Annotated in this window: 22 protein-coding genes; 13 read left to right on the top strand and 9 right to left on the bottom strand. The window is 64.0% G+C overall.

Annotation, left to right across the window (positions count from 1 at the left end; all coding sequences use genetic code 11):
* The first annotated feature begins 587 nt into the window (after nucleotides 1-587).
* The 5 genes from BLS74_RS31230 (at nucleotide 588) to BLS74_RS31210 (ending at nucleotide 9,334) form a co-directional block, all read left to right on the top strand.
* A complete protein-coding gene (locus BLS74_RS31230; protein ID WP_139191793.1) occupies nucleotides 588-1,958 on the top strand; it encodes a hypothetical protein in 1,371 nt (456 codons plus the stop codon).
* Nucleotides 1,946-5,641: a hypothetical protein gene (locus BLS74_RS34880; protein WP_212733730.1), complete on the top strand. Its 3,696-nt coding sequence runs from the start codon at nucleotides 1,946-1,948 to the stop codon at nucleotides 5,639-5,641. The genes BLS74_RS31230 and BLS74_RS34880 overlap by 13 nt, the downstream gene beginning before the upstream one ends.
* Before the next feature lie 547 nt (nucleotides 5,642-6,188).
* A complete protein-coding gene (locus tag BLS74_RS31220; RefSeq protein ID WP_093111504.1) occupies nucleotides 6,189-6,965 on the top strand; it encodes an enoyl-CoA hydratase/isomerase family protein in 777 nt (258 codons plus the stop codon).
* 24 nt (nucleotides 6,966-6,989) lie between these two features.
* Nucleotides 6,990-7,988: a Bug family tripartite tricarboxylate transporter substrate binding protein gene (locus BLS74_RS31215; RefSeq protein WP_093111502.1), complete on the top strand. Its 999-nt coding sequence runs from the start codon at nucleotides 6,990-6,992 to the stop codon at nucleotides 7,986-7,988.
* Between the two features lie 119 nt (nucleotides 7,989-8,107).
* Nucleotides 8,108-9,334 carry an acyl-CoA dehydrogenase family protein gene (locus BLS74_RS31210; RefSeq protein WP_093111500.1) on the top strand — a complete coding sequence of 409 codons (1,227 nt, stop codon included), beginning with the start codon at nucleotides 8,108-8,110 and terminating at the stop codon, nucleotides 9,332-9,334.
* A 73-nt stretch (nucleotides 9,335-9,407) separates the two neighbouring features.
* Here the strand turns inward: BLS74_RS31210 and BLS74_RS31205 are convergent, their stop codons facing one another.
* Nucleotides 9,408-10,379 carry a Bug family tripartite tricarboxylate transporter substrate binding protein gene (locus BLS74_RS31205; protein WP_170855783.1) on the bottom strand — a complete coding sequence of 324 codons (972 nt, stop codon included), beginning with the start codon at nucleotides 10,377-10,379 and terminating at the stop codon, nucleotides 9,408-9,410.
* A 203-nt stretch (nucleotides 10,380-10,582) separates the two neighbouring features.
* Here BLS74_RS31205 and BLS74_RS31200 point away from each other — a divergent pair, with 203 nt between their 5' ends.
* Nucleotides 10,583-11,812 (top strand): CaiB/BaiF CoA transferase family protein, encoded by a 1,230-nt coding sequence (locus BLS74_RS31200; RefSeq protein WP_093111496.1) that lies wholly within the window; start codon nucleotides 10,583-10,585, stop codon nucleotides 11,810-11,812.
* Nucleotides 11,812-12,429 (top strand): glutathione S-transferase family protein, encoded by a 618-nt coding sequence (locus tag BLS74_RS31195; protein WP_093111494.1) that lies wholly within the window; start codon nucleotides 11,812-11,814, stop codon nucleotides 12,427-12,429. Before BLS74_RS31200 ends, BLS74_RS31195 begins: the two co-directional genes overlap by 1 nt.
* 19 nt (nucleotides 12,430-12,448) lie before the next feature.
* Here the strand turns inward: BLS74_RS31195 and BLS74_RS31190 are convergent, their stop codons facing one another.
* From BLS74_RS31190 to BLS74_RS31155, 8 genes are all read right to left on the bottom strand, one after another.
* Nucleotides 12,449-13,258, bottom strand: coding sequence for an amidohydrolase family protein (locus tag BLS74_RS31190; RefSeq protein WP_093111518.1), 810 nt, complete (start codon nucleotides 13,256-13,258; stop codon nucleotides 12,449-12,451).
* Between the two features lie 20 nt (nucleotides 13,259-13,278).
* Nucleotides 13,279-13,851: a carboxymuconolactone decarboxylase family protein gene (locus tag BLS74_RS31185; RefSeq protein WP_093111492.1), complete on the bottom strand. Its 573-nt coding sequence runs from the start codon at nucleotides 13,849-13,851 to the stop codon at nucleotides 13,279-13,281.
* A gap of 108 nt (nucleotides 13,852-13,959) precedes the next feature.
* The gene (locus BLS74_RS31180; RefSeq protein ID WP_244504105.1) at nucleotides 13,960-14,982 is read right to left on the bottom strand and encodes a LysR substrate-binding domain-containing protein; all 1,023 of its coding nucleotides are present in this window, start codon (nucleotides 14,980-14,982) and stop codon (nucleotides 13,960-13,962) included.
* Between the two features lie 452 nt (nucleotides 14,983-15,434).
* Complete coding sequence (locus tag BLS74_RS31175) at nucleotides 15,435-16,460, bottom strand: alpha/beta hydrolase (RefSeq protein WP_212733729.1); 1,026 nt, start codon at nucleotides 16,458-16,460, stop codon at nucleotides 15,435-15,437.
* A gap of 142 nt (nucleotides 16,461-16,602) precedes the next feature.
* Complete coding sequence (locus BLS74_RS31170; RefSeq protein WP_093111486.1) at nucleotides 16,603-17,679, bottom strand: alpha/beta hydrolase; 1,077 nt, start codon at nucleotides 17,677-17,679, stop codon at nucleotides 16,603-16,605.
* A 2-nt stretch (nucleotides 17,680-17,681) separates the two neighbouring features.
* Nucleotides 17,682-18,467, bottom strand: coding sequence for a carboxymuconolactone decarboxylase family protein (locus BLS74_RS31165; RefSeq protein ID WP_093111484.1), 786 nt, complete (start codon nucleotides 18,465-18,467; stop codon nucleotides 17,682-17,684).
* 124 nt (nucleotides 18,468-18,591) lie between these two features.
* Nucleotides 18,592-19,485 (bottom strand): LysR family transcriptional regulator, encoded by an 894-nt coding sequence (locus BLS74_RS31160; RefSeq protein ID WP_093111482.1) that lies wholly within the window; start codon nucleotides 19,483-19,485, stop codon nucleotides 18,592-18,594.
* A 12-nt stretch (nucleotides 19,486-19,497) separates the two neighbouring features.
* Nucleotides 19,498-20,400, bottom strand: coding sequence for a LysR family transcriptional regulator (locus BLS74_RS31155; RefSeq protein ID WP_093111480.1), 903 nt, complete (start codon nucleotides 20,398-20,400; stop codon nucleotides 19,498-19,500).
* Nucleotides 20,401-20,475: 75 nt separating this feature from the next.
* On the opposite strand from BLS74_RS31155, the gene BLS74_RS31150 reads away from it, so the two are divergent.
* From BLS74_RS31150 to BLS74_RS31125, 6 genes are read left to right on the top strand one after another with little or no spacing between them, the layout of a single operon-like run.
* Nucleotides 20,476-21,465: an aldo/keto reductase gene (locus tag BLS74_RS31150; RefSeq protein WP_093111478.1), complete on the top strand. Its 990-nt coding sequence runs from the start codon at nucleotides 20,476-20,478 to the stop codon at nucleotides 21,463-21,465.
* A gap of 13 nt (nucleotides 21,466-21,478) precedes the next feature.
* Nucleotides 21,479-22,078 carry a flavodoxin gene (locus BLS74_RS31145; RefSeq protein ID WP_244504104.1) on the top strand — a complete coding sequence of 200 codons (600 nt, stop codon included), beginning with the start codon at nucleotides 21,479-21,481 and terminating at the stop codon, nucleotides 22,076-22,078.
* Nucleotides 22,079-22,107: 29 nt separating this feature from the next.
* Entirely contained in the window at nucleotides 22,108-23,100 is a 993-nt protein-coding gene (locus tag BLS74_RS31140; protein ID WP_093111476.1) for an aldo/keto reductase, read from the top strand.
* Entirely contained in the window at nucleotides 23,097-23,654 is a 558-nt protein-coding gene (locus BLS74_RS31135; RefSeq protein WP_244504103.1) for a cytochrome P460 family protein, read from the top strand. Before BLS74_RS31140 ends, BLS74_RS31135 begins: the two co-directional genes overlap by 4 nt.
* 54 nt (nucleotides 23,655-23,708) lie before the next feature.
* Complete coding sequence (locus BLS74_RS31130) at nucleotides 23,709-24,431, top strand: DUF4405 domain-containing protein (RefSeq protein WP_244504102.1); 723 nt, start codon at nucleotides 23,709-23,711, stop codon at nucleotides 24,429-24,431.
* Nucleotides 24,432-24,433: 2 nt separating this feature from the next.
* The gene (locus BLS74_RS31125) at nucleotides 24,434-24,907 is read left to right on the top strand and encodes a (R)-mandelonitrile lyase (protein ID WP_093111470.1); all 474 of its coding nucleotides are present in this window, start codon (nucleotides 24,434-24,436) and stop codon (nucleotides 24,905-24,907) included.
* The last annotated feature ends 56 nt before the right edge of the window (nucleotides 24,908-24,963 follow it).

The following is a 24,963-nucleotide window of genomic DNA, read 5'->3' as shown; positions in this document are numbered from 1 at the left end:
CTCGCCGCGAGATGAGGCGCCCAGGGTGCGGCTGGGGGCTGAGGGCGGGTATCGACAGGCTGCGCTCGGGATGACCAGCCTGCTCTGCAAAGTCGGGACTTCAGACTGAGGGCGGTCGCTCAGGGATGCCGTTGCTATTGGCCGCTTACGACCCGCTTGGAGACGTTCCGGAGATTTGGTCCGCGTGCACTTCTTCGGTTCTGACTGCAAGTGCGGTGGCTCCAGCGCCTCTTCGGCGATACAGCTTTTCGGTGCAACTCCGTGGTGCTTTGCTAGCAATGGGGGACCTACGACGCACTTCTATGGCTGCGAGGGTCCTGCCGCTGCTTCTCGCGACAGGTATGGCAATAATCGAGAGCAACAAAGCATTCAGAAGTCTATGGCCCTGTCTAAGAACACATCGAAGCCGAAAGCGCCTCGCGGCGGCAGCGCGAAACGCGCGCCCGCGACGCTTCGGTCGATGAGCGGCGCTGGGTTCGAATTCGAGGACCTGATAAGCGCCTGGCAGTTAGTGAAGGCCCTATCGGGTGAGCACGCACCAGGTATCCGGGGCGTCGTCACACAGGTCCAAGCCCAAGTGTCAAACCTTGGGCTGGCGCGTCGACGATCTGCTGCTGACAGCCCAGGCCACCACTGCGCCGCGGCGACTTGCGATCTCGGCGAAGGGTAATTTCCAGGTGACCGCGGCCGGCCTCCCCGCTGACTTCGTGACGCGCGCTTGGGAACAGTGGCGTGACCCGCAGGGGCCGTTCAACCGCGCGGCCGACGGGCTGGCCTTGGTCACGCTCGGCACCCATCAGGCGTTCGACCCGGCTTGGCGCGAAGTGAAGAACGCGTGCAGCGGCACGGATACCGCGCTCGCTATGAGCCGCATCCGCAGCAACACGAGTCAGTCGGGCGTCTTCGACAGCGTCCAGAAGCCCGGCGGCGCGTCAGTCGAGGAGACCATCGAGCTTATTCGCCGCCTGCACGTGCTGCCGACCGACTTGCAGTTCGCGCACTCCGAAAATGAGGCCCAGGCTATCGCGCAATGCCGTCGCTTGCTCGCGTCTGGCCGTGACGACGAAGCACAGGCTCTCTGGAAGGAGCTTATCAATGTCGCGAAAGAGGTGCGCCTTCGCAGCGGGACCATCACCGTCCCGGACCTGTTGTTCTTGCTCCGGGGCCAGTTCGGCCTCCGCCATCACCCAAACTTTGAGCGCGATTGGGAGACGCTCTCCAACATCACTGCGGACCACAAGGCGCGGATAGAAACGGAGTTGCCGTCAGGCTATGCGGTGCCGCGGACAGCGGAGAAGGCGTCGCTCCAGGCAGTGGTCGCCGATAACCTGGTCACGGTGGTCTTCGGGGAGTCGGGCTCGGGCAAGTCAGCGCTGGTCAAGTCGGTGTTGGACGGCGCGTACCCGTCCTGGAACCAGGTGTGGTTCGGTCCAGAAGAACTGAAGGCGGCGCTTAGCGCCGCGCGCCGCGGCGCTCTCCCTCTGACGCACGAACTTTCGCTAGTGCTAAACGCAACGGTGAGGCCGCAGAATGTGCTGGTCATCGACTCTGCGGAACGCATTGAGGCCAGCGACTTCGTCGCCCTCCGCCAGTTGCTTCAAGCCCTCCTGCCAAATGACGGCGAAGTGACCGAGGGCGTTTGGCGGGTTGTCATCGTCACGCAGACGCAGAGTTGGGTTGAAGGCGAAGAGACGATAGTCGGCGGACGGAAAGCCCATCTTGTCGAGATCGAGGCGCTAAAGAGCGATGCCGTGAAGCTAGCGCTTCTGCCGTCACTCACCTTGGGTTGGTTGGCCGCGCATGACGACACCATTGCGGCGCTGACGAACCTCCGGACATTGGCGTGGGGGCGGGTGCAGCGCTGGGGTCGAAGGCCGGCGGACTGGCGTCTCACACCGCCATCGCCGACCGCCTCTGGAAGTATTGGACGAAGGACCGCGCCGACGTGCAGGCGTTGATGATGCGACTCGCCCAGCGAGAAGCATCGTTCGAGCGCAGCTTCGCGCTGACCGACTTGAAGCCGGCGGACACGACCACGTTCACGCAGCGGCCCGAGGAGCTTCCGCTGCGGCTGAACGAGCGGACCAACCGCATCGAGTTCGAGCATGATCTCGCGGCGGATTGGGCGCGCTTCCAGTTCCTGAAGCAGATTTGGATCGACACGTCGCAGTGGGTCGCACTGGCCGGCAATCCGCTCTGGACGAACGCGCTTCGGATGCTGGGCCAGTTCCTGCTGCGACAGCCGGCCGAGGCTGGTACGGCCTGGGACGTCGCCTTCGAGGCCGCGCAGGCCTCAAAGAACGAGTTGGCGGGCGATCTTCTCCTAGATGCACTCTGCTTGGATCCCGCCGCCGAACGCTTCTTGACCGAACGGGTTGACCTCCTGCTCGGCAACGGCGGGAAACACTTCACGCGAGTGCTTCTGCGCTTCCATCACATCGCGACGGTGCCGACCGGCGAAATGGCACTGAGCGCGGCGGTCGGCGTGTACATGGAGGCGCAGTATCGCTCGATTGTCTTTGGCCGGTGGCCGCCCGTTCTCCGCTTCCTCATCGCACAGCGGGAGCGACTAACTGGGCTGGTTTCATCCGCTCTCGCGAAGGTCATCGAGACCTGGCTGTCGAAGACGCCGCGCACGCTGAGCAGAGGCAATCTGATGCCCTTCCGCCTGGAGATGGCGGAGATGGCGCTCGCCATGGCTCGGACCGTACAGGTGGAGAAAGGCCACGGCGTGATGTACATGACGCGTGAGCCGTGGCTGTATACCGCACCACTGGCTGGCGCGGCCGACCTGCCAGTTGAGGTCGGGAACTGGGCACTCGAACTCGCGGGACGCCGAGAGGTAGACGCTGACGTCAAACGGCGCATCGCCGAGGTTCAGCTACAGGAGGCAAAGTCGCACACCGAGCGTCTGAAGACCGATGCCAGATACAGGGCGCGGCACGAAGAACGGAAGCAGATGCCGCGCTCGCTCGGGTCGTTCCGCAAGAGATTGCCGCCTTGGCCACTAGGGGCCAGCGACAGAGTCGATATGGATTTCCGGACCGCTTGCATCAAGGAGAACGGCATCCAGTCTCTGATGCGTGCGCAGCCTGAGCTGGCCGCCGAAGTCCTGCTCGCGCTCATCATTGATGACCAGACGGAACAGGAGTACGGGAGCGCGCGGCTTGATTTGGACCTCGGCCTCGAATACGCCCAGGATGCGTACCCGACGGCCTTCTGGAAGAGCCCGTTCTTCCCCTTCTTCCAGTTGGCCCCGGAAACGGCGCTCACCTCGCTCATCGCGCTGGTGAACTTCTGCACGGAGCGCTGGGTCGCCGAGGTCACAAACGGTCGAAGCGGCGGGGCTCCCGGGGTGACACTGAAATTTGCGGACGGGTCGGAGAAGACCTTCCTTGGCTGGGGGCAGGTATTCGGCTGGCCGCAGTCCAATGACTTGCGCAACGGAAACTTGTTCTGCGCTCTCGATGCGTTGGAGCGCTGGCTCACGCTGCGGCTCGACGCGGGTGAAGACATCACTCCTTATGCGGAAAGGATACTCCGGGAGGGGAACTCTGCGGCGCTCGTCAGCGTGCTTCTCAACGTTGCCAAGTATCGGCCGCTGCTGCTAACAGGGCCCCTTGCGGCCCTGATTACGTGCCCGAACCTGTTCTATTGGGACAGCGTTCGCGTGCGGCAGGTAGGCCACAACTTCATCGCTTGGAGCTGGCTCCGTGGCGGCGAGGCGATGTTTAACTTTGCCCGTGACTGGACCCTGGCGCCCCATCGCCAGCAGAAGTTCCTCGATGTCGTTGTCAAACTCCTGTTGACCGACGAGGACGTTGCGCGGCGTCTTCATGCGCTGCTGTCGACCTGGGCGCTGCCTGAAGACCCGAAGGAAGCGTTGGAATTCAAGCTGCTCTTCGCCGCGCTCGACCGGGCCAACTATCAGACCGTCACCGACCCGGCGACGCGCGCAGAAACCCAGGGCTTCGTCTGTCCTGACGAACTGAGCCTTGAGGTGCAATCGTGGCAGACCAATAGCGCGCCCACCCTCGCATACCTTCTCGTGCCTGACCGGTGCGAGCAGCGGCTTCGGGGCGGACAACCGCTCACCGACGATGAGGCCGCGTACCTCTTCAAGCTGGTTAAGGAATGTGAGGAGGGGGCGGAAGGGGACGATGAGGCCGCGAAATCAAGATGCCGCTTCGCCGCAGCCGGCACGCTTGTCGCGTTGGGCGGCGCTTGGTTCGCCCAGAACCCTGAAGCGCAGGAGCACGCGCTCGAAGTCGTGCGAGCCGGTGTGGCGGCGGTCGCGTCGACAGGAGAAGAGATTCGCGGGCAGCGCATGGGGAGCCTCCGCGACGAGCTGAAGTTCGTCGCTCACGCGGTCATGCACCTGTGGCTCGCCGATGGAGATGGCGTTCAGGAATGGGAGGCCGCCGTCCTGCGCCTTCTGACGAGCGGCGACACGCGAGCGGCCGCCGTTGTAGTCGGCGTCGCCTACGTCAATCGAGAGCAGCTTGGCACCGCGTGGTTGCGGCTGCTCCGGGCCGGGCTGTTCTGGTCGGGCCTCATCCTGCTCGCTCCGCACCACGGCGATGGCGGCAACGCGGAGCGCGCTTGGAAGGTGTGGCTCGCGCGGCTGCGGCGCTTTCTGCTCCGTGGGCCGAGCGCGACGCTGGATGACCTCGACTTCAGGCGAGTCGTCGCGGGCCGAGAACGTTTGGACTTCCAGCGCCGCACGCGGCTCTACGAGGCCCGCGACCAGACTTGGCGCGGGAAGCCGGCGCGCGAACGAGGCGGTTCGCTAGACGGTCACTTCCTCGGAATCCTGTTTCACTGGCTCATCGAAGGCGGGGGTACTGGCGACCGCGATCTCGACACGCGCTTGGCGCTGCGCATCTGGGATTACGACTCCGCGCGCGCCAAGGCGCGCACGGAGAAAGAGCATGGCGAGTACGACTTGCCCAGCCAGAACCTCGGTTACGACATCCTTCAGAAACTCGGAACGCTGTCGATCGCGGCGCCCGCTGGGGAAGATCGCGCGGTTTGGGAACCCGTTCTCTCCCACGGTCCGGCCGCACACTACGCGTTGCAGCACTTCATCCGCAGCCTATTCCTGCGCCTCGGAAAAGGTGACGACCCGGTGGCATTCGAGCGCGTCTGGCGGGCCACTGCGGAGTACGGCCTCGCAGCCAGTTGGTCTCAACCTGGCCTCTGGTTCTACGGCGAGCGCTTGATTTGCGACCTGCTTGGCTTCGGGCACGAGGATGCCCTGTCCCTGCTGCCCTCGGGCGCGGCTCTGCGGATGAAGGATCTCTACGCACGCTCGGCCGCTGCGCGACTGACTCGCGACGAAGAATGCGTCACCCGTTTCTGCCACTTCCTGACGACAACGTTCGGAGCCCCACTTCGGCTTGACGGGCTTCGCTGGCTCGCCGCCATGCTCAAGGAACGCGAGCCTTCAAATCGCTGGTACCGCGAGGGTACGGGCGACGCATTGGTGGAGCTGGTGGCGGCGGCATTGAGTTCCGACGCGCAGGCCCTGTCGCAACACGCTCAGCCGCGGCAAGCGCTTGTCGAGATAGCTGCTGCACTTGCAGCTATTAACATCCCGACCGCCCTGACTCTCCAAGAGCGCATTAGGCAGCTGCGATAGCGGTCGAGAGAGGCTTCACATGGTCGGGGATGAAATTTTGTTCGCCGCCCCAATCTGAATGTCTGCGTTCGGACAGCATGCGGCCGTTGACGGACCGGCTCGCGGAAGTCGGCTTTCGCTGCACACCGGCCGTACGACCGGCGCTTGCGAAGGGCAGGGTAGGGCCCTTTGCTGTCTTACGGCCTCCCGCATCGAACGGCCGATATGCGGGCAAGAGGCGCTCCCCGAGGGCGGCAATCAGATGAACTTGCTCAACCATTTGGCACGCGGGGCCAAGGCAACTCTTCCGGGGTCTGATCTTCTTGGTCAACATGTCATCGGACAAGCCACGCATGGCCATTTGTGGGCGACCAGCTTCTCGACGAGATCGACGCCGCAAGGCGGCTCAAGCGGCCGCACACCGACCAAAGAGCAGCGTACCGGGCCCGGTGAGACTTGCGGAAACCGCATAGCAGCTCTGTGCATGTGATGGCTTCGTCGTGCCGGGCACGTCACTAGACTGGCAACACCGAACAAGACGAGCGCGCTACGCGCGGAAACGGAGACCATGAACGACCTGACCCAACTCAACTACGAGTTGAACAACTTCGTAGCCACCCTCACGCTCAACAGCCCGCCTGTGAATGCGCTCACGCGCACGCTCAACGACGAACTGACGCTGGCCCTGGACCGTATCTCCGAGATGGACGAGGTGCGCGTGGTCGTACTGACCGGCGCGGGCAAGGTGTTCTGTGCGGGCGCTGACCTCAAGGGCCGCGCCTCGGTCATCAAGGGCCCCGGCGACCTGCCCGCGCATTCGCGCCGTACCCGTGAGTGCTTCCATGCGATCCGGGAGTGCGCCAAGCCGGTGATCTGTGCGATCAACGGCGCCGCACTCGGCTCCGGCGTGGCGATGGCCGCCTCCAGCGACATCCTGATCGGATCCGAGAAAGCATCGCTCGGCCTGCCCGAAGTCGACGTGGGATTGCTCGGCGGCTGCCGCCACGCGATGCGGCTATTCAGCCATTCCCGCCTGCGTCGAATGATGTTGACAGGCATGCGCGTGCCAGGCGCCGAACTCTATCGCCTTGGCATCATCGAAGAGTGCACGACGCCGGAGGACCTGATGCCCAAGGCGCTGGAGATCGCGGTCACCATCGCGTCCAAGAGCCCGGTGTCGACCCGCATGGGCAAGCACACACTGAATGTGATCGAGGACATGAGCCTGCGCGACGGCTATCGCTACGAACAGGACATGACGGCGCTGATCGGCAAGACCGACGACGCCAAGGAAGCGCAGCGCGCGTTTGCGGAAAAGCGCGCCCCGGTCTTCACGGGACGCTGAGCCATGGCGGCTGCTGATTCGCACATGGATCTTGGCAACCTGCAGCCGATCCGGCGCAAAATGATGCTGGCCGGCGCATCGTTCGGGCTGTCGGCGCTGGGCCTGAACGCCCATGCGGCAGGGTATCCGGACAAGCCGATCCGCCTCGTCGTGCCATTCCCCGCAGGTGGCGCGACCGACTTGATGGCACGCACCATGGGCCAGAAGCTGGCAGAACGACTCGGCCAGGGCGTGATCATCGACAACCGCGCCGGTGCTGGCGGCGGCATCGGCGCCGAAGCCGTGGCAACAGCGGCGCCCGACGGCTACACACTGCTCTTCGCCACCATGGGTTCGCTCACCATCAACCCGAGCTTGTACAAGAACCTGCGCTATGACCCGGTCAAGAGCTTCGACCCGATCACACTCACGCACAACACGTCAAACCTGCTCGTGGTCAATCCGAGCGTGCCCGCCAAGTCGGTGGCCGAACTCATCGAGCTTGCGCGCAAGAAGCCCGGTGAGCTGACCTTTGCATCGGCGGGCAACGGCACCACCAGCCACCTGTCCGGCGAGCTCTTCAAGAGCTTGGCCAAGGTCGACCTGACGCACGTTCCCTACAAGGGGAGCGCGCCCGCGATGACCGACTTCCTCGGTGGCCGCACCTCGATGATGTTCGACACGGCATCGAACTTCGTCGAGTACGTCAAGAGCGGCAAGGTGCGCCCGCTCGGCGTCACCGGCCGCAAGCGGCTGCCGTCGATGCCGCTCGTGCCCACCATCTCCGAGGTCCCCGGCATGGGCGACTTCGAAATGTCGCTCTGGCTCGGCGTGCTCGCGCCGGCCGGCACGCCCGACACCATCGTCGCTAAGTTGCATGACGAGATCGGCGCAGCCATGGCGTCGCCTGACATCGTTCGACAGATGGCAGATGCCGGCATCGAAGTTCGGCTCAGCACACCCAAGGAATTCGCCGCGCTGATTCGCACAGATGCGGGGAAGTGGTCGGAAGTGGTGAAGCGCTCTGGCGTGCGCCTCGACTGATTCCCCGATTCCCCGGTCGTCTCGTCACACGCGAGACGGCTTCTTCCCAACGGCAGCGTTCTAATCTTGAACAGCAAGCGTCAGGACCTGACGCGGCACCCAAGACTCAAGGACACATCATGTTTGCCGATCCCTCCCCCAAGACACAGGACCTGCTGCAACGCCTGCGGCAGTTCTTCGACCAGCACATCTATCCCAACGAGGCGCGCTACCACGAGGAAATGGACGCATTCCGCCGCGCCGGCAATGCCTGGCAGGTGTCGCCATTGATCGAGGAGCTCAAGCCGCTGGCCCGCGCTGCCGGCCTGTGGAACATGTTCCTGCCGCATGCGCACCGCGGCGTGCCCGCCATTTCCAATCTCGACTACGCGCCGCTGTGCGAAATCATGGGCCGCGTCTCATGGTCCGGCGAAGTCTTCAACTGCTCTGCGCCTGACACCGGCAACATGGAGACCATCGAGCGTTACGGCACCGAGTCGCAGAAGGACGAATGGCTCGAGCCGTTGCTCGCCGGCGAGATTCGCTCGGGCTTTCTCATGACCGAGCCGGCGGTGGCGTCCTCGGACGCCACCAACATCCAGTGCACCATCACACGCGACGGCGACGAATACGTCATCAACGGCCGCAAGTGGTTCTCCTCGGGTGCCGGCAGCCCCCGGTGCAAGATCTTCATCGTCATGGGCAAGACCGACCCTGAAGCGCCGCGCCATGCGCAGCAGTCGATGGTGCTGGTGCCGCGCGATACGCCCGGCGTGAGCGTGCTGCGCCACCTCTCGGTGTTCGGCTACGACGATGCACCGCACGGTCACATGGAAGTCCTGCTCGAGAATGCGCGCGTGCCGGTGAGCAACATCCTGCTCGGCGAAGGGCGGGGCTTCGAGATCGCCCAGGGCCGGCTTGGCCCGGGGCGCATCCACCACTGCATGCGCTCCATTGGTGCCGCGGAACGTGCGCTCGAGTTGATGTGCGAACGGCTGCGTTCGCGCATCGCTTTCGGTAGACCGCTGGCCGAGCAGTCGGTCTGGCACGAACGCATTGCCGAGTCGCGCTGCCTGATCGACCAGGCGCGCCTGCTGACGCTCAACGCGGCGTACAAGATGGACACGGTGGGCAACAAGCATGCACGTGCCGAGATCGCCATGATCAAGGTCGTGGCGCCCAACATGTCGTGCAAGGTGGTCGACTGGGCTATCCAGGCGCACGGCGCGGCCGGCGTCAGCCAGGACTTCTGGCTGGCCGAGGCCTATGCGCACCAGCGCACCGTACGCATCGTCGACGGGCCGGACGAAGTGCACCGCAACGCCATCGCCAAGCTGGAACTAGCCAAGCGGCCTGTGGCCGCGTAAATGAAAAGGCTTCAGCGCTCATGAAGAGTCGCTGAAGCCGAAGAATCAAAGGCGGCCAACGGGGCCGCCGCACTCATTCCATCTTGGCGCCCACGGCTTTTGCCAGGCTGCCCCAGCGTTCCGATTCCGCTGAGATGAAGGCACCGAACTCCTCGGGCTTGCTGCCCACGACTTCCACGCCTTGCTGGTCGAACTGCAGCTTCAGCTCCGGCGAGCGCAACGCCGCCCCGACGGACGTGTACAGCTTGTTGACGATCTCGGGCGGCGTGCGCGCCGGGGCAAGCATGCCGTACCAGTTGTAGGCCTCGGCCTTGGGCAAGCCCAGCTCGCCGACGGTGGGCACATCCTTGAGCACGGGAATTCGCCTGGCGTTGGTCACCGCCAGCGCGCGCAGCTTGCCCGACTGGATGAACGGAAGCACCACCGGGATGTCCACCATCATCATGTCGACCTGCCCGCCCATGAGGTCCGTCAGCGCAGGGGCCGCACCCCGATAGGGGATGTGGTTGATGTTGAGCTTCGCTTCGCGCTTGAGCAACTCGGCTTGCAGATGCGGCGTGGTGCCGCTGCCGGCCGACGCGTAGTTGATCTTGCTGGCATCGCCCGTGGCAGCGCTCTTCAGGTCTGCAAATGTCTTGTACTTCGAGTTGGCAGCCACGACCAACACTGCAGGAACCTTGAGCGCCTGGGTCACGGCCACCAGATCCTTCTGCGGGTTGTAGGGCATCGTCGGCACGATATGCGGCACGATGGCCAGCGCGCCGGCCGAGGAGAACAGCAGCGTGTAGCCATCCGCCGGCGATTTGGCCACCCCGTCGGCGCCGAGCAGGCCGCCCGCACCACCCTTGTTGTCGATGATGATGGATTGGCCAAGCGACGTGCTCAGCCTGGAGCCCAATGCCCGTGCCGTCTGGTCGACAGGGCCGCCCGCAGGGAAGGGCACGATCACGCGGATCGACTTGGTCGGGTAGGCCTGTGCCCATCCTGAAGTGGCGGCGGCCAACGCAAGGGCCAGCGCTGCGGCGGATTTGATGAGTCGATTCATGGTCAATGTGTCTCCGGTTCGTAGTGATTGAACTTTAGGAACATGGCCGTCGCGTCGCACCAGTCTCTGGCGCATACCTGCTTTGCACCTGGCGCCATGCAGGTCGCCGGTATGCGTCGCGGCGCATCACAGCGTTGCCGCCCAGGGCGTAGTCCGGAGCGCTTCGCAATTCCAGAATCGTCTCCATCCAAAGGAGACTTCGCATGACCACCGCCAAAGGCCCCCTCTCGCACGTCAAGGTGCTCGACCTGAGCCGCATCCTCGCCGCCCCCTGGGCCAGCCAGATCCTCGCCGACCTCGGCGCCGACGTCATCAAGGTCGAACGACCCGGCGCCGGCGACGACACCCGCACCTGGGGCCCTCCATTCCTGAAGGATGCCGAAGGCAAAGACACGAAGGAAGCCGGCTACTACCTCGCCGTCAATCGCGGCAAGCGCTCGATCACGGTGAGCCTCGAGAAGCCCGAAGGCCAGCGGATCGTCAAGGAACTGGTTGCCAACGCCGACATCGTGCTGGAGAACTACAAAGCCGGCACCCTGAAGCGCTACGGCCTCGACGAGGCGTCGCTGCGCAAGATCAATCCGCGCCTGATCTACTGCTCGGTCACCGGTTTCGGCCAGACCGGACCGCGACGCGACCAGCCGGCGTATGACTTCCTGATCCAGGCCATGGGCGGCCTGATGAGCGTTACCGGCGAACAAGACGGTCGCCCCGGTGGCGGCCCGCAGAAGGTCGGTATCCCGATCGTCGACCTGATGACCGGCATGTACACCGCGGTTTCTGTCCTTGCTGCACTGGCGCGGCGCAACGAGACGGGCGTGGGCGACAACATCGACATCGCGATGCTCGACGTGCAGGTCGCCACCCTGTCCAATCAGGCGATGAACTACCTGGTCTCGGGCAAGGTGCCGCGCCGCAACGGCAACGCGCACCCCAACATCCAGCCGCAGGACGTGTACGCCTGTGCGGACGGCGATGTGATCCTGGTAGTCGGCAACGACGGCCAGTTTGCGAAGCTGTGCGAGGTGTTCGGGCGGCCGGACTGGATCGCCGACGAACGCTTTGCCACCAACGCACAGCGGGTGCGCAACATCGGCGAACTGTCGGGCATGCTATGCGACGTTTTTGCCGAGTGGGAACGCGACCGGTTGATTGCAGCGCTCGACGAGGCGGGCGTGCCTTGCGGCCCCATCAACACCGTGGCGGACGTGTTCAAGGAGCCGCAGGTCAAGGCCCGTGAGATGCTGCGCTACGTGCCGCATCCGAGCGGGGTCGACGTGCCGCAGGTGGCCAGTCCGATGCGCTTTGCCGAGTCGCCGCTGCAGACGCAATCCGCGCCGCCGCTGCTCGGCCAGCACAGCGACGACATCCTGGCCGAACAGGGCTACAGCCCGGCCTGTATCGAATCATTGCGCACTGCGGGAGTGATCTGATGACGGCAAAGATGAAACTGCACTGGTCGCCCAAGTCGCCCTATGTGCGAAAGGTGATGATCTGTGCGCACGAGCTCGGCCTGCTGCCGAGGCTCGAACTCGTGCGCTCGGTTGCGGCCATGCTCAAGCCCAACCCGGCCATCATGGTGGACAACCCCTTGTCGAAGATCCCGACGCTGGTGCGCGAAGACGGCTCGACGCTCTTCGATTCGATCTTGATCTGCGAGTACCTTAACGACCACGCCGGGGGAGCGCTGTTTCCGGCACAGGGCGAGGAACGCTGGCAAGCCTTGCGCTGGCATGCGCTGGGCGACGGCCTGCTCGATGTTCTGATCCTGTGGCGCAACGAGCGCGAACGCGAGCATCCGTTGCAGGCGTTGGTGGATGCCTTCGAGCTCAAGACCCGGGCCTCGCTGAAACTGCTCGACGCAGAGGCTGACCTGATCGGCAGCGCGCCTTTCTCCATCGGCCACGTGACGCTTGGTTGCGCCCTTGGGTATCTCGACTACCGCTTCGAATCGCTGGGCTGGCGCGCGCTGGCCCCCCGTCTTGCCGACTGGTTTTCAACCTTGCAGGCCCGCCCTTCCTTCCAGTCCACGGAGCCCGTCGATGGCTGATCAACCGGCCACACGGTGGTCATCGGTAGAGGCTTTCCGGATTGATGCGCAGCACCCTGGCCGCAACGGCTTCGCTCCCCGCCCAGTCCTTCAACATGGCGAGCAATTGAGAGGCGTCGGGCGCGGGCGTCACGCGCAGGTGCGGCCAGTCGCTGCCCCATACCAAACGCTCGAGGTTGGCTTCGATCATCTTCTGTTGGAACGGCCGCCCCGCGTCCCAGTCCGGTGAACCCAGTAGGTTGCGGTAGGCGCAGAGCTTGACCCAGACCTTGCCGGTTGCAAGCAAGTCGAGCAGCGTGTGGAACCCTGCATCGTCGACGCCGGCGTTGACGTCGAAGCCGCCCATATGGTCGATCACGATGGGAATGGGCAGTTTCAGCAACTGCGGCGCGATGGCCGGCAATGCCTTGCAATCTGTCCAGAGTTCCGCATGCAGGCCGGCATCGGCCAATGCAGGGGCCAGCTCGCACAGGTCGTCGAATGACGTACTACCGGCAAAGTTGGTGCCCGGGCCGCTGCGATGGCTGAAGCGTGCGCCACGCACGCCTCGTTCACGCAAGCCGGCGAGTGCCAGTGAATCACCCGGTTGCACGACGACGACGCCGCGCAGGGCGGGCTGCACGGCCAGCGCATGCAGCAGCAGGGCGTGGTCCTTGCCATACGCACTTGGATGCACCAGCACGCCGTGGCCGAGGCCAAGTCGAGAGAGCAACGCCAGATACGCCGACTCGATCGCTTCAGGCGGCGTATAGCTGCGCTCGGGGGCCAGGGGAAAGCGGGCGTAGGGGCCGAACAAGTGGGCATGGCAGTCCCAGCCCGCGGCAGCCATGCCTGCGTTGTTCGTTTCGCTCATTTCAGGGCAGCTTTCTGAGGCAGCGGGAACGCCGGCGCCACTCCTTCCGGCAGAGGAATTTCGTGGCAATTGAGAGTCATCGCCACCATCGTGTAGTAGCCGACCAGCGCCGTCAGCTCAACCACGGTGCGCTCTCCCAAGCGTGCGAGGGCGACGGCGTAGGTCGCGTCGGATACCGAGTTGTGGCGATTGAGCTCGACGGCGTAGTGGTAGACGGCTGCGTCATCTGCCGACATGCCGGGCGGTTCGGTCTGCGCGAGCAGCGCTTCGATGATCGGCTGCTCGATGCCGGCCTTCTCGGCTTCGACGCGGTGCGCGTACCACTCGAACGGCGAATCGCAGGCGCGACCGGTGACGAGGATGGCGATCTCCGACAGCCGCGGCGGCAGGGTCGTGCCGTAACGCAGCAGGGCCCCAATTGCCTGCCACTTGTCCGCGAGCTCAGGGTTGTGGAGTGCGGCCCGAAGCGGGCCCTGGATGCGCCCGCGCGGCCCGGAGATGATCTTGTCGTAGACGGCGCGCTGCTCGGAGCTCATGGTCTCCGGCGCGGGCAGGGAAATTCTGGGCATGCACGTGTCTCCTGTGGTCGTTCGTTGCCAAAGAGCTTAGGTGACGGAGGTGTCACGCGCATCCGTGCGCGGCGCAACGCTGCTATGCGCGGGCGTGCAACGCGGGGGTCATGCGGGATCGCCGGAATGCCACATGCCGCTGCGTGCGCTGTCCTCCACGATGCTGACGATCTCCGACGCGACGGCCGACACCGCCCGGCCCGGTCCCTTGGAGCGCGCCAACGCCATGGAGACGATCCGCTGAAGCGCCGGCGAGACGATCCTGGCGGCTTGCAGTTGGCCTTCCTGCACTTCCGTCCACACTGCATGAATGGGCAGCACGGTGTAGAGCCTGGCCTCGGCGACCGTCAATCGCATGAGCGGAAGCGAATCGGCCTCAAGGACCGGCGCCAGCGTGATGTGCTCCTGCCGTGCCATCGCGTCGAGCGCCGTGCGCAGCCCGTTCGGTGCGCTCGGCAGGATGAAGGGCAATTCGTGCAGCGAGGCGAAGGGGATCTCCGGCTTCGCCGTCAGCCGGTCGCCCGCCGGCCCGATGAGATAGCTGTCGACGGTCGCCAGCGCCTGCTCCTGCTCGTTCAGCGCGCTGCCGTATCGATACAGGATGGCGATGTCGACGCGCGCGTCCGAAAGCCATTCCTCCACCTGCCCGCTGGACCCTTCGAGGATCTTCAGTTGGATGCCGGGGTGTCGCTCGCGCAACTGCTTGAACAGGCGGCCGACGATTGGATTCGTGATGGAGGGCAGCGATCCGATGGTGACCCGGCCGGAAGGCTCGCGCGCCTCGCCGTGAATCTCCAGTTCCAGTTGCTCCGCGTCCGACAGCAGGGCCTTCACCAGCGGAAAGATGCGCTGGCCCACATCCGACAGCGCCACGCCGCGTCCGGTGCGGTTGAAGAGCCGCGCCTTGCATTCCCGCTCGAGCGCATTCAGGTGGCGGCTCAACAGCGACTGGTTGCTGTCGAGGAACAGGGCCGCGCGCGTCAGGCTCCCGAGTTCGGCAATGGCCAGGAAAGCGCGCCACTTTTGCAGATCCGACGTGATGTCGAGCTGGATTTGAGTGGCTTTGCCAGATTGCATGGGACGTTGTTCGCAGCGCGGGATGCGTGCGATTGTCCCGCGTGCGGGCGGCATGCGAATGCCTGCTTTCCCTCAGAGCGCCTCGTGGTCTGTGCTGGGGGCCACGCATCGCCTTGAGCTTGGGCTTCTGGCCGCACTCGTCCTGTTGTGGTGACCGATCGCAACCACGGTCTCGGCGCCCACGATCAGGAATGCGGGTGCAGACATTCAGCAGAGATTGACCTCGAAGCCCCGAAGCAGGCTCGGATGGCACCTCAATCCTTTTAGCACCGGCGTCTTCCAAGCGCCATATACCGTCCGTTCCGGACGGCAGACCCTGTTGGAGGGCGGCGCGCGCCGCCAGTAAAACTTACACGTCCAACTGTTCGGCGATATCTAAAGCGTCTTCCACTTCAATGCCAAGGAACCTGACGGCGCTCTCAAGAGGGCAAGGCGTTTGGTCTTGCCCGATACCGACAGCCAGCCACTTGGGACTAACGCAAAGCGGCCGAAGCAACCAATTCGAATCACAAGGTTTTCGCATAGAACACTGTCAGCTTGGCAATGGCGGCATCCACATACTTCGGAACCCAATAGGTTTCTATATGCGTGGCGCCCTCGATCCTGAATAACTCCTTCTCCCTCGTGCCGGTGGCCTTGGCAAAAGCATCTTCGCTCATGTACAGGCTGTCTGCCCTGCTGCCCGCGATCATCAGCAAGGGCTGCTGGATCAGTTCAATCTGATTGGTGGCATCGAAGCGCATCAGATCCAGCAAGCTGCTCATGGTGTACTTGAAGGTCGAGTTGGGGTGCGCGTGTGTCTTCCAGTAGTACTCATAGCCTTGCCTATACAGATCGAATGGCAACTTGGCGATCTGCTCATCTGTCATGTCGGCATCTCCCGCATAGAGAACTTGCCCGCCGGACATTTCCTGGGCGCGGGCGGCTGATGCCTGCTGCAGGCGTTGCTGGACGGTGTCGAGTTGAGAATCCACGTAGCCGTTGCGGCGAACTCGCCCGGAATTGAACATGCTCACTGTCGCAATCGACTTGAACCGCTTGTCGGTCTGCGCCGCGGCCAGCGAGTACCCGCCTCCGCCGCAGATGCCGAGCAGGCCCAGTCGCTTCACATCGACGCCGGCATACCGGGTGATGAAGTCCGCCATGCCGTGTATGTCCTCGATGCGGTTCGCAGGCTTGTCCACGCTGCGCGGCATCCCGCCGCTTGCCCCCTGATACGCCGCATCCGCGGCAATCGTGATGTAGCCTTTTTCGGCCAGTCGTTGCGCATAGAGGCCAGCCACCTGCTCCTTCACCCCGCCATTCGGATGCGCGACCACCACCGTTGGATAGCTCTTCTTGGGATCGTAGTTGGCAGGGGTATAGACGTTGGCAGCGATGTCCAAGCCATTGAGCTTGTACTTGACTGGATGAATGTTGACCTTGCCCGGTTCATTCTTTGCGATCGCGCCTTCGTAGGCCAGGGTAAAGGGATTTTTCTTGTAGTCCGCTGCGTCGACCCCGCTCGCCGAGATGCCGATCATTGCGGCCATGAGGGTGTTCTTTAAAGCTGTGTGTTTCATATAAATACGTCTCAAAAAGGTTCAAGGCTTGGAAGGATGTCGAGGGCGCGCTACGACCCTTGCCTGTGCCCTCGCGCACCCTTGCTTCTGTTGCGCGTTGGGCGCTCACTCGTCAGTCCACATCCTTCTGTGCGAGAAATTTTGAAACCAGGTCCGCGATCTGGAAGTTGTTCAAGTCAGACATGGGAAAGTGCGTGTTGCCCTTGATCCCTGCTTCCGGCAGGTGCAGCACCGTCACATCGCCGCCGTGCCGGTTGACCGTATCGCGCCACTGGCGGGCCATCTGCAGTCGCGCACGCCAGCTGTCCTGGGCCGGCAGGTCCATCCGTTGCTCGGGGATGTTGTCGCCGTAGACGATCAGGATTGGAATCCGCGTCAGCGCCATGAATTGCTTCTGTGGTACGGCTTCGCCTTTCACCGTGTCGAACGCGCTCGGGATGGGCGCCGGCACTTCACCCTCCGGAAAGATGAAGCTGCTGCCCGGCTCGAAAGAGACGATGGCCTTGACCTTGTCGTTCTTGACTGCGGTCAGCCAGCCCGGACCGCCGCCTTGCGAATGGGTAAACAAAATGGCCGGGCCGATCCTGTCGAATACCGCCGACACCCCGTCGGAGACGACTTTCATGTCGAACGGCCCGGTGTTCGGTGTCATGGCGCGGAAGAACTGGTTGAGCGTCTCCGGCTTTTGGTCGACCTGCACGCCCTGGAAGTAGTTCGGCCAGAGTCCGACACGGAACTGGTTGAACCATAGCTGTTCATCCGGGGTCGGCTTGAGCGTCGCCTCGGCCATGCTTCGGCCAGCATTGCCGCGCCGCGGCTGGTCGATCAGGTACACGCCGAACCGGCGACGCAGGAAGATGGTCTGGAAGCCTTCGCGGCCGTCGGCCGTGGTTTCCCAGGTCTTGGAGAACTGCCCCGCGCCATGCCACATGACGATCGGGTACTTGCGGGCGTCGACAGGGAGTTGGTAGAAGGCGTATGCGTGATCGCCCCGGTAGGTTTGCCCATCCGGCGCCATGGGCTTGCGCGGGTCGAAGGTGCCCGGCGCAGTGGTCATCGTTCCGCCGGCCGCGAAGCTGCCTTGGTCCCGAATCTGCAGAGCGCCAGTGGCGCTGCCGGGTCCGCCGGCTGCACAGGCGGTGAGCAAAGCAGCCATGACGATGGTGAGGATAGGAGAGATGGCTCTCATGATCAGCGTCCCGTAGCAGCGGCAAGCGCCTGCATCAGTGCAGCGTTGGCACGCTTGGCGGCCTGCTCATCCCCGCGCTCGGCAAGGACCTGCGTTAGTTGCCGCAACTGCGCAGCGCTCAGGCCCACCCGCATGCTGGCACGCATGTGCGACAGCAACTGCGCCTCCACGCCGGGCGTTGCTGCCAGCGCGCCGACCGTTGCCAATTCGCGGCTTTGCCAGTCGAGGTTGTCGCGCTCGAAGATGTCGCCGAACAAATGGGCCTGCAGGAACTGGTTGATGACGGGCGCAAAGTCGAACACCGGGCCAGTGACGGGCGCGCCCGAAATACGGGTCTGATTGGCGGTGCCGGCAGCGCGCAAAGCGTCAGCCGTAGGAATGGCGCGGCCGGGTTCACGCCCCGGCGCGTCTTGGACGCCGCGCTGCTTGCGCGCTTCCACCACCTTCATCAACTCGGCCAGGGCATTGAGGCTGCGCGGAAAGCCCACGTAAGCGTAGAGCTGCACAAGGATTTCCTTGGCCTCGCTGATCGACAGGCCCGCGTCCAGTCCCTGGTTCAAGGAGGCGTTGAGTCTTGGCAAGTCGCTCGTCGCCATGAAGGCGGCGATCAGCGGGATGGCCTGCTGCTTGGCGGACAGGGTGTCGGAGGAGGCGGTTGTGCTGGTCATGGTCTGCGGCACCGAGGCACCCTGGGCCGCCGCGAGGCCGGGCCACTGCCCAAGACTCAAGGCTACAGCGACGGCCAGCGCTGCGGTCGCGCGACATGTGGTGGGCGCTTCATGGGTCATCGGTAACGTGCTCCTGAAAACCGTGATGCTACGGAGCCTGATCGCCTAGATAAAGCCCATGATTGCGCATTCACTACTGAGCTGAACTCATGAATAGTCCGAGCGCGATCGCGCCGGTACGGCACTACGCGCGATGACGCAGGGCCTCGACGATCACCACCAGCGCGCGCGAGGATTGCCGACGGCTCGGATAGTAGAGGTGGTAGCCCGGATAGGGAGCACACCATTTGTCGAGCACCCGAACCAACCGTCCGGCGGCGATGTGCTCCAACACCATGTCCTCCGGCACAAAGGCCAAGCCATAGTCGGCCAGGGCCGCCCGCACGATGGGCGAACTGCTGCTGAACACCCATCGACCACTGACGCGGAACTTGATTTCCTGCCCGTCCTTGTTGAAGTCCCACGGCAGGAGCCCGCCCTGCGTTGGCAGGCGAAGATTGATGCAGTCGTGATGCACCAGATCATGGGGCGTCCTGGGCTTTGCGCGCCTGGCGAAATACGCAGGCGAGCCAACGACGGCTATGCGCAAGTCCGGACCAATGCGCACCGCAATCATGTCCTTGGCCACCTGATCGCCAATGCGCACGCCCGCGTCGTAGCGCTGGGAGGTTATGTCCGACAGCGTGTAATCGACAGTGATCTCGACGCTAATGTCTGGATACTGGTGCAGGACCTTGGACAGCTTGGGCCACAGGATGCTGTTCGCGGCATGCTCGGCCGACGTGATGCGGATTGTCCCCACAGGCTTGTCGTGCAGCTCCTTCACCGCGGCCAACTCGGCATTGATGTCTTCGAATCGTGGGGCAACGCTGCTGAACAGGCGTTCGCCTGCCTCGGTCGGCGCAATGCTTCGCGTGGTACGCGTGAGCAGCCGCACGCCCAACCGGGCTTCGAGTCCGCGGATGGAATGACTCAGCGCGGAGGGCGTCACGCCGACTGCGGCCGCTGCCCGCGTGAAGCTGCCCTCACGCACGACATGAACAAAGGCGAGGACGTCGTTGAAGGTTTGGATGGCCATGCGTGGATTGGTTCATGGAGTTGTGGCCGGATGGCGCAGCGCGTCGATGACCACCGACATGGCGCGTGACACGTGCAGGCGCTTCGCGTAGTAGAGGTGGTATCCGGGGAATGCCGGACACCACTCCTGGAGGACCGGCACGAGCTGGCCCCTGGCGATATGGGCTTGCGCCATCTCCTGCGGCAGGTACGCGAGGCCAAAACCCTCAAGTGCCGCCTGGAGGATCTGTCGGGGTCGGTTGAAGACGAGTTGGCCGTCGACCCGCACATTGATTTTCTGCTTGCCCTTCTTCAGTTCCCAGGCGTACAGGTCCCCGTTGCTCATCAAGCGCAGATTGATGCACTCATGATCGGCCAGGTCCTGCGGCTTCGTGGGGGCAGGGCGCTTCGCCAAGTACACCGATGATCCTACGATCGCAAAGCGAACGTCCGGGCTGATACGCACCGCGGTCATGTCCCGCGCCACTTCATCGCCCAGGCGAACGCCCATGTCGTAACGCTGGGCCACGATGTCGGTATAGCGGTGCTCTGCGGTGATCTCGACCTTGATCTGGGGATACCTGGGGAGCAGCTTCGCAAACGTTGGCCAGAGGACTGTCTCGGCAGCATATTCAGACGCCGTGATGCGAATGGTGCCCGCGGCTTCGTCGCGCAGTTCTGCCACCGCCGTCAGCTCCGCCTCGATCTCTTCGAAGCGAGGAGCGACGTTGTGCATCAAGCGCTCTCCCGCCTCGGTAGGCGACACGCTGCGCGTGGTGCGGGTCAGCAAGCGCACCCCCATTCTGGCCTCGAGAGCGCGAATCGTGTGGCTCAGCGCGGATTGCGAGACACCGAGCCGGGCCGCCGCGCGCGTGAAGCTGCGCTCGCGCGCGACGGCAATGAAGGCCAGCAGATCGTTGTAGCTCTCCATGCTCATTGATGAGGGCTCCTCACAAGTCTTTGCCAATTCTGCCATCTAGTCGCAGGGCGGTGCGATCACCAGAATTGAGCCATGCAAAAACGCAAACTCGGAAAAAGCAACCTCGAAGTGTCGGCCCTTGGCCTGGGCTGCATGGGCCTGAGCCATGGCTACGGCCCGGCCACGGACAGCCGGCAGGCGATCGCCTTGATTCGCACTGCAGTCGATCGAGGCGTCACGTTCTTCGATACGGCCGAGGTGTACGGTCCCTACCTGAACGAGGAAGTCGTCGGCGAGGCGCTTGCCCCGGTGCGCGACCAGGTGGTGATCGCCACCAAGTTCGGCTTCACTTTCGGTGACGACAACCGGCAGCAGATCCTCAACAGCCGGCCGGAACACATCAGGCGGGCGGTGGAAGGCTCGCTCGTGCGCCTGAGAACCGACGTGATCGACTTGCTCTACCAGCATCGCGTCGATCCCGATGTGCCGATCGAGGATGTGGCGGGCACCGTCAAGGACCTGATTGCCGAGGGCAAGGTCAAGCATTTCGGATTGTCCGAAGCGGGAGCACAGACCATCCGCCGCGCGCATGCGGTGCAGCCCGTCACCGCCCTGCAAAGCGAATACTCGTTGTGGTGGCGCGAGCCCGAAGGCGAGATCCTGCCGACGCTGGAGGAACTCGGCATCGGCTTCGTGCCCTTCAGTCCCTTGGGCAAGGGCTTCCTGACGGGCGCCATCAAAGAGGGAGCAACCTTCGGCAGTGACGACTTCCGCAGCAAGGTGCCGCGCTTCGCGCCGGAGGCGATCAAGGCGAACCAGACCCTGGTGGACCTGCTCGGCCAGATTGCCAAAGACAAGGGCGTGACGGCAGCCCAGATCGCACTCGCCTGGCTGCTGGCTCGCAAGCCGTGGATCGTGCCTATCCCGGGAACCACCAAGCTGCACCGGCTGGAAGAGAACGTGGGCGCCGCTTCGGTGGAGCTATTCGAGGCTGACCTGAACAGGATTGCGGGCGCACTGCACGAAGTAAAGATCCAGGGGGATCGCTATCCGGCGGCGTTGCAGGCGCGCGTAGGGCGCTGACCCGGGGGCAAGCATGGTCACGACGTTTCACGATCCGGGCCGCCGGTCAATGATGGCGGCGCTTGCGACCTTGTCCTTTGGCAGCGCCTCGGCGGCGTCGGGTCAAGGCACCGATGCAGTGTGGCGCGTCAGGTCACGCATGCTCGTCGCCTACTTTTCCCGATCGGGGAACACCCGTGTCGTCGCCGGCCTGATCGGGCGCGCGCGGGGCGCCGAGGTGTTCGAGATTCGGCCCGCGACGCCTTATCCGGAAGACTATCTGGAGACGGTGGAGTTGGCGCGCAAGGAGCGCGACAGTGGCCATGAGCCCGCCCTGGAGGCGAAGGTGCCCAACATGGCGGACTACGACACGATCTTCCTCGGCTTTCCCATCTGGGGAGAGACCGCACCGCCGCTCATCCGCTCCTTCCTGTCCGCGCACGATCTGTCCGGAAAGACCCTGGTCCCCTTCGTGACCCACGGTGGCTACGGGCTCGGCAACAGCCGCGCCGTCCTGGCCAGCGTCGCACCGAAGGCGCGGCTGCACGAGGGCTTCGCAATGGAAGCGGATCAGGAAAGACGCACCATGGACCGCGTAAGCGAATGGCTGAAGGCGAGTGCTGCAAAAAGTTGAAGCCTCTGCTCAAAGAATGGAATGACCCGATGAAGAACCGAATGCTTGGAAGCCAACTGGAAGTCTCCGCCCTGGGCCTGGGCTGCATGAGCATGAGCTCCCTGTACGGCCCGCCAGCGGACACGCAGGAGATGATCAAGCTCATCCGCGACGCACACGACCGCGGCGTCACCTTGTTCGATACGGCCGAATCCTATGGCCCCTTCACCAACGAGAAACTGCTGGGCGAGGCGTTTGCGCCGATCCGTGACAAGGTGGTGATTGCCACCAAGTTTGGATTCGACATCGATCTTTTGACTGGTGACCGGAGCGGTGGCACCAACAGCCGGCCTGAGCACATCAAGGCTGCGGTGGAAGGCTGCCTCAGGCGTCTGCGCACCGATCGTATCGACCTGCTGTATCAGCACCGCGTCGACCCGAGCGTGCCGATCGAGGACGTGGCCGGCGCTGTCAAGGACTTGATTGCGCAGGGCAAGGTCAAGCACTTCGGCTTGTCGGAGGCGGGCGTGCAGACCATCCGCCGCGCCCATGCGGTGCAGCCGGTGACGGCCGTGCAAAGCGAGTACTCCTTGTTCTGGCGCACGCCGGAACTGGAGTTGCTGCCGGTGCTGGAGGAACTGGGCATCGGCTTCGTACCCTTCAGCCCCCTGGGTGCGGGATTCCTGACCGGCAAGATCGACGAAAAGACCCAGTTCGATCCAACGGACTTTCGCAACACGGTGCCGCGCTTCTCCCCTGAAGCGCGCAAGGCCAACCTGGCGCTGGTCGACGTCGTCAAGGCCGTTGCGGTCCGCAAGAACGCCACGCCAGCACAAGTGGCACTGGCCTGGCTGCTTGCGCAAAGGCCGTGGATCGTGCCCATTCCCGGCACGACGAAGCTCCATCGCCTGGAGGAGAACCTGGACGCAGTGGAGCTCGACCTGAGCGCGGAAGAGCTCCTTCGAATCGACGAGGAAGTGTCGAAGGTCCAGGTCCAGGGCGAGCGACTGCCCGAGGCCGCGCTGAAGATGACCGGGCAATGAGCTGGAAGTTGGCTGGCGGGGTGCTGCCATCATTCCTTGCGTCGCCCCGAGCAAGAGAACACACGACTCGAGTCAAAACAATCGTGCGTCTCGGTGCACTTGCAATGTTGGGCGCATGCGCGGCTTTCGGGGGCTCCTTGCAGGCGCATGCGGAGGCCAACCGCGTCACATTTCCCAAGCTCGACGAACTGGTGCACTACACCACGGTTCGGCGCGGGAACGTGACCGAGCACATCTCTACTACGCGGGCCGCCATCGAGGCGATCCAGAAGGGTCTGACGGTTCCGAACGGCACGCATTTCGTGCTGGCGGATTATCGGGACGAGAAGATCTACCGGTACTTCGTCATGGAGAAAGGCGCCGGTTGGGGCGCGGACTTCGATGAGCGTCGCCGTACCGGCGATTGGCAGTTCCAGTGGTACTGGCCGGACCGGCAGATCAATCTGAAGGAGAACACGTCGCGCTGCATGTCCTGCCATTCATCGCAGAAGGAGCGGGGCTACCTCTTTACCGGCGGGCGCCTGTCGGAATTTCGCGGCAAGCCCGTCGAATAGCCGCTACCGCGACACAGGAGCCGTGCCTTGACCCCCGTTTTTCTGCTGAGACTGGTGCTCGACTGCACCGCCGCTGGGCTGCTGTTGTTTGCCTTCGCCTATTTCTGGCAGGGCAACGCTGCGCATGAACTGGCCGGCATCGGCATGTTCGTGCTGCTCATTATCCACAACGCATTCCATCGCCGCTGGTTCGCCGCGCTCCCGAAGGTGCCGCGCGAGCGACGAGCGAAGTTCAACACCGCCATGACCATGATGCTCCTGGCCGGGATGGTGGCGCTGCTGGCCACCAGCCTGACGATCTCCGAGACGCTGTTTGCGGGCCTTCGCCTGGATGACGATTCCACGGCGCGGCTGATACATGCCGGCATCGCCTACTGGCTGCTGCTCATCGTCGCAATCCACCTCGGCTTGCGCTGGCCACTGCTCATGGCCGCCGCCCGAAAGCTGCTCGGCATCGCGCATGCAAACGCGGCGCGCACGGCTGTGCTGCGCCTGATGGCCATCGGCATCGCGGTGCAGGGTGTGAGCAGCGTGTTCGCATTGAACCTGCGCTCCCGGCTCTTGTTCCGGATTTCGCTGGACTGGTGGAACTTCGAGGAATCCGTCGTGGGCTTCTTCGGGCACTGCATGGCGGTGGCCGGTCTGTGCATGTTCCTCACCTACTACTCGATGCAATGGCTGCAGCACCGCAAGCGCGTGTCCGCGTCCGGGCGTCCGGCACCAAGGACTCAAGTCATGAAACACAACCCGCAGCCCGAGAGGCTGCAGAAAGACTGAACATGAAACTTCCCGCAGCCGCCGCCATCGCCCTGTCCATGGGGCTGTCCACCGCCTCCGCGATGGAGCCTGCGCCCATCCAGGTCACCCGGATCGGCACCCAGCCATCCAGTGCCGGCGCCGAGCAGAACTTCACTGGCGCGGTGCGCGTGGACTCGCGCTTCCAGGCCGCCGCACCGGCTCGGGTGGGCGGTGGCATCGTGACCTTCGAGCCCGGCGCGCGCACCGCCTGGCACACGCATCCGCTGGGGCAGACACTCATCGTCACTGCCGGCGTCGGCCGCGTGCAGAAATGGGGCGATGCCGTCGTCCAGGAGATCCGTCCAGGCGACGTCGTCTGGATTCCGCCGGGGGCCAAGCACTGGCATGGAGCGAGTCCTACCGTGGGCATGAGCCATGTGGCGATCTCCGAGGCCCTGGACGGCAAATCGGTGGAATGGATGGAAAAGGTAAGCAAGGAACAGTACGGCCAATGACCGCGGCCGCCCCGTGCGCCCCGTTGCTCATCGCCAATCCAATCGGTGCATGCAAC

Origin of the sequence: Variovorax sp. CF079, from assembly GCF_900101545.1 — a bacterium.
GTDB lineage: Bacteria > Pseudomonadota > Gammaproteobacteria > Burkholderiales > Burkholderiaceae_C > Variovorax.
The sequence above is the reverse complement of the archived record's forward strand: the minus strand, read 5'-3'. Positions and strand labels throughout refer to the sequence as shown.